We start from the raw sequence: 4,784 nt of genomic DNA, 5'->3' as shown, positions 1-4,784 counted from the left end.
GGAAAAGCGGTACCACCACACCGCCTGTCCGGCACGGGCCATCTCATCCGCGAGGTGCCGTGATGGCTCGACCAATGTCTTGTCGGCGAGAACTTGCTGGGTCAGTTCCTCCAGCGTCTCGCTGCCGTTTGGGTCATAAAGGTTGCGGGCCTCATTGGCGTACTTGCCGAACAAGGCGAAGAGATCGTCCTTGGTTGCCGCGAGGCCGTTGCCGAGGTCGCGGCTATTGGCACCTACGATGACAGGAACCATCGCCTGATGTCCGGCTGCAAAGGCATCCTCCGGCGTCTCGGAGAGGAACCGTCCATCAATGATGGCTCCCGATACGCCGACTACCGGGTTCTGGGTGGACATGCCGACTAGAACCTGGAGCGCAGAAGCGTTTTCGATCAGCTTCTCGGCCGGAAGTGCTCGAAGAGCCGCCAACCCGTCTGCACCATCGCGATTGACGCCGACAGATCGCGCATACGCGATTGAGTTCTTCTCGGCCTGTTCGAGCGAAATGCTGGGGATCAACTTGTTGCGTGCCGTCGGTATCCCCGGAGACTGGAGGATCGCCCGCTGGAAGAGGCCGCGGGACATGGGCGAGATTAGATGAGACATGACCGACCCGCCGCCTGCCGACTCACCGAAAATGGTGACATTCTTCGGGTCGCCGCCGAACGCTGCGATGTTGCGCTGGACCCATTCGAGCGCCGTCCGCTGATCGAGGAACCCGTAGTTGCCGATGGGATCGTCTGGCGCGTCGGCTGACAGCGCGGGATGCGCAAAGAAGCCGAGCCTGCCCATGCGATAGTTCATGCTGACAAACACCACGCCCTCAGCAGCCAATGCGGTGCCGGGATATTGCGGTTTGTTGCCGTGTGCCAGCGCACCGCCGTAAATCCAGACCATCACCGGCAAAGGAGTGTCCGAAGCCGCCGCCGGTCTCCAGACGTTGAGCGTAAGACAATCCTCCGATTTGGGAAGGTCATCGGTCTGCATGCAGGATGGGCCGAAAGCGCTGGCGTCTAGCGAGGCGTTCCAGTGCTTGGCTGCGGGCCTGCTGGAGCCCTCCGCTTGACGGCCGGCGACTCCGTCTCGCCCTCGTCACCGTCCTGGGACGACGATGGGAACTAACGCCGACGAAGGGCGTTGTGGACACTTCCCGCTTCGTGCCGATGACCGCCGTTGGGCCCAAAGTGGACGTTTACGCGGCATGCGAACTAGCAGCAACGGAGAAATTCCTCAGGGCTATTTTCCACCGCGCACTTAGCTGCCGGATCAAAAGTAGTAAACTACCCGCACCGACAATAAGTGTTATCATGAATTTGACACTGTATTCATCTGGCGTTGGGATCATGCCATGGGAACGGGCGCACGGGTCATTATTGCAATTGCATTATTTGCGGCCGTCGGTGTCGGATGGCTGGCACTTCAACATTCAAATTTCGAGCGGGACCGCACCATATCGGAGTGGAGATCGCTGTCCGAGACGGAAAACCTCCTGCAGCAGAAGCCTATTCCAGAAGCGTGGCCAGCGGGCGTGTTTGTTTCGGAACGGGGATTAAACACCGCACTGGAAAGCCTGAAAGATGCGCAAATTGCCTATGACCCAGAGTTCAAGCCGGATGAGGACACCGTCGTAACCCTGCGGGCCGTTTCAGTCTACCTTCTACCGGGTATCGCCTTGGCAAACCTTCGCCTCGACGCCTATTCGAAGAATCGCGCTCTGACTGTAGAGTTTGACGGACAAGCCTCCCTCGTTTTCAAAGGCATAGAAGAAGGGGAGAACGGGAACGCGCAAGCCGTCTTCGCGATCTCCCTATTGAAACTCGATCCCGAATTCGGATGGGGATGGTTCGATATAAAATTGAGAGGGTATGCTAACGACCTCATCGAAACGGGTCTCATGCTGAAGTTCACCGAAGCTTTCAACATGAAGCTCCCCTTCAAAAACACAATCACTTACGATTTGAAGCAAGATCTCACAAAGACGTTTGCGGTCCGCGATCCGAAAGATGAAAACTGGATTAAAGTTCAGATCACCGTCCCGTCATATGAGCTGTCGCAAAAAATTCACGCTGCCAACCCTGTCGTCCTCGACGGCGGAATATGGCTACTGACTGATTTCAACGAAAGTCCTATGGCAACCCGGATCAATGAGCCTCCCTCCGAAATCCAGGCTGACATCGTCAGGAAGCGGAAAAATCTGGAGCAAATCCGGATGCCCAGGTTGAAGGATACCGATATTGCTCTTTGGATAAACGGGTCAGTTGCTCACCTGGTTCAAGACAAATTCAACCAACTCCCTGCTGCAAACAGGACCGCAACCGTCAAGTCGGTGCAATTCAAGGGCCGGCTTGCTGATCAAAAATGGAGAGACGATGTTCTGGGCGAAGGTGGGGTTTTCGCTGAGCTTGCTAACCCAGGGGCGGTTGCGGCAACGGTAGTGGTGAATGCAGTCGGCATGTCTTGGACCAAAGGGAGACGCTTGAAGGTTTCGCTCAATGCGCAGGCCGACGCCAAGGCATCCGTACATCTGCATGTCGACCCCTTGATAGGAGGAGGAGTCGGCACGACGGTTGGCCTGCTCGGGAGTACAGGCATAGCGTCCGGGCTCGACGCAGGCATCGAAATAAGGAAGGTGGGTGGCAATACAGCCGTGATGCTAAAGCCCAACATCGGTTGCAGCGACGTCAAGCTGGCGCTTAAGACAGACGGAAAAGCGAAGTTTGAGGAAGCTTGGGTATCAGTTCCGTCAGTCGGAGCAAACATCACCCTTCCGGTTGGCCTGCAGACTGCCCCCGATGTGCTGCTCTTCAGTGATTTGCCTTTTCAAAGACAGGGTCGTGGGCCGGATGGCAACCCCCTCAAGGTCAAAAACGGGGACGACCACTTCCTATTCACACCAGCGTGGAGCGAGGTACAGTACGCACTCGTCCCGAAGCGGGTCGAAGGTGACGATGCGGGACTCTGGATAGCAGCCAAACTTATCACCAAATTCCTTGACTCCGAGACGGCAGGCTACGATCGCGCTGCTGCCGAAAAGAAACTGGCTGCCTCAGCGACCGAAGGACAGGTTAAGGTCAACTGCCCGGGCGAACCCGGCTTTGCCTTGACGATCGGCGATCTCGAGTTCGGCAGCAACAACGAGTTCGTGAAATTCTTCCGGGAACGAGGACTGCCTTTGCCGCAGATACTCGGCGGATTGCCAGGCATTCCCGGCACAGGCGCTACGATACCATCCCCGATACCGCCCACTCCCGGTCCGACGGTTCCGAATATACCGTCCCCGATACCGCCCACTCCCGGTCCCGCGATTCCGAATATACCGTCTCCGATACCGCCTACTCCCGATCCCACGATTCCGAACATACCGTCCCCGATACCGCCTACTCCCAGTCCCGAGATTCCGAATATACCGTCCCCTCTACCGCCTACTCCCGGTCCCACGAGCAATCCGATAGAAATGTTGCGCGATCTCTTTTGACTAAGACGCTTTCGAAACAGCGTTTTGTGCGGGCCAAAAGGGGCTCGGAAATTCAACACGAGATCGATGAAGAACACTACGAAAGTGTTTGCCTTGGTCGGGTTGGTCTCCCACGGAGGCTTGTAGCGCAATGATGACCGCTGTTGGATGACGCAAATGCATTACAGCGACCATACAACTGTTCAACCTTTCGTGCCCATACCTGCCGCCTCGAGGATGAGCGCCGCCACGGCCTTTGGTTGCGAGATCATCGACACGTGGCTGGACTCCAGCTCGATCGTTTTAGCGCCCATGCGTTTTGCCATGAAGCGTTCAAGGTCAGGATTGATGGTACGATCGTTCTTGGAGACTGCGTAAAAGCTCGGCTTTGATCGCCAGGCGGCCTGGGTCGTCTTGCCAGCCAGCAAGGCCTTGTTGAAAGGTGCCTGTACGGCATAGAGAATCTTGGCTTGCTTCTCAGCCACGTCACCCGCGAAGTCATGAAGGAAGGCTTGCTCGGTCAGTCGACCCTCATCGCCGTCGAATACAATGCCCGCGGTAGCTGGAGGTGTCGGATAGGTCTTGGCCAGGGCGGTGTAGTCTTCTCCGGCATCAGGAGCGCGGGCGGCAATGTAGACGAGCGAGGAGACGTTCGGATGCACTCCAACTTCCGTGACGATCATCCCGGAGAAAGAATGCCCGACAAGAACCGTTGGCCCCTCCTGGCGGTCAAGAACGCGCTTGGCGGCGGCGACGGCTTCCGGAAGCGTCGTCAGCGGGTTCTGCACCGAGGTCACGTTTAACCCCGTTGCCTGAAGGCGGCCAATCACGTCAGACCAGCATGAACCGTCAGCGAACAGGCCGTGGACAAGCACGACGTTCGTTGCCTTGACGATATCTTTTGCCAGCACGCCCTTTGGAAGGAGGCTGAGGGCGGCACCCGATGCAAGGGCTCCGGTAAACATGCGGCGGGTCATTGGTTTCATGACGTTTCCTTTTCTGAATTTCGACTGAGATAAATTCGTACGGTTACCGCGGCATTCGGTGGGGGAATAATAGCAAGGATGGTCCGAAGCTGTAACCGTACGACGGTCTATGCCCTTTAAAGATCTGTCGACGGGGTTGTGACGCCGACCGACAGTCACGCACGGAGAGGAAGACGAGCACAGCCCGGTCTTGCGTCCGTCTGTGTCCGTCGAATAAAATGCACGATGGCTAAGCAGATCCTCTTCGTTCAAGGAGCCGGCGAAGGCGTCCACGATCGCTGGGACAGCAAGCTCGTGGCGAGCCTCGAGCGCGAACTCGGCGAAAGCTATGCTGTCCGCTATCCCCG

The 4,784-nt window shown here is 57.2% G+C and carries 2 protein-coding genes and 1 pseudogene; 1 reads left to right on the top strand and 2 read right to left on the bottom strand.

Annotation, left to right across the window (positions count from 1 at the left end; all coding sequences use genetic code 11):
- Positions 1–1,050, bottom strand: a pseudogene (locus AAAC48_RS25650) (carboxylesterase family protein); the annotation flags it as partial.
- Between the two features lie 619 nt (positions 1,051–1,669).
- On the opposite strand from AAAC48_RS25650, the gene AAAC48_RS25645 reads away from it, so the two are divergent.
- On the top strand, positions 1,670–3,472 hold the full coding sequence (locus AAAC48_RS25645; protein ID WP_340656909.1) for a hypothetical protein: 1,803 nt from the start codon (positions 1,670–1,672) through the stop codon (positions 3,470–3,472).
- A 182-nt stretch (positions 3,473–3,654) separates the two neighbouring features.
- On the opposite strand, the gene AAAC48_RS25640 is transcribed toward AAAC48_RS25645, so the two are convergent.
- Positions 3,655–4,437, bottom strand: coding sequence for an alpha/beta hydrolase (locus AAAC48_RS25640; RefSeq protein WP_340656908.1), 783 nt, complete (start codon positions 4,435–4,437; stop codon positions 3,655–3,657).
- Between the last annotated feature and the right edge of the window lie 347 nt (positions 4,438–4,784).

It is taken from the genome of Phyllobacterium sp., assembly GCF_037994405.1.
Classification (GTDB): Bacteria; Pseudomonadota; Alphaproteobacteria; order Rhizobiales; family Rhizobiaceae; genus Phyllobacterium.
The sequence above is the reverse complement of the archived record's forward strand: the minus strand, read 5'-3'. Positions and strand labels throughout refer to the sequence as shown.

What these genes read in the sequence shown, in the direction of transcription:
- AAAC48_RS25640 (WP_340656908.1), bottom strand. Translation starts at nt 4,437, where the DNA reads ATGAAACCAATGACCCGCCGCATGTTTACCGGAGCCCTTGCATCGGGT.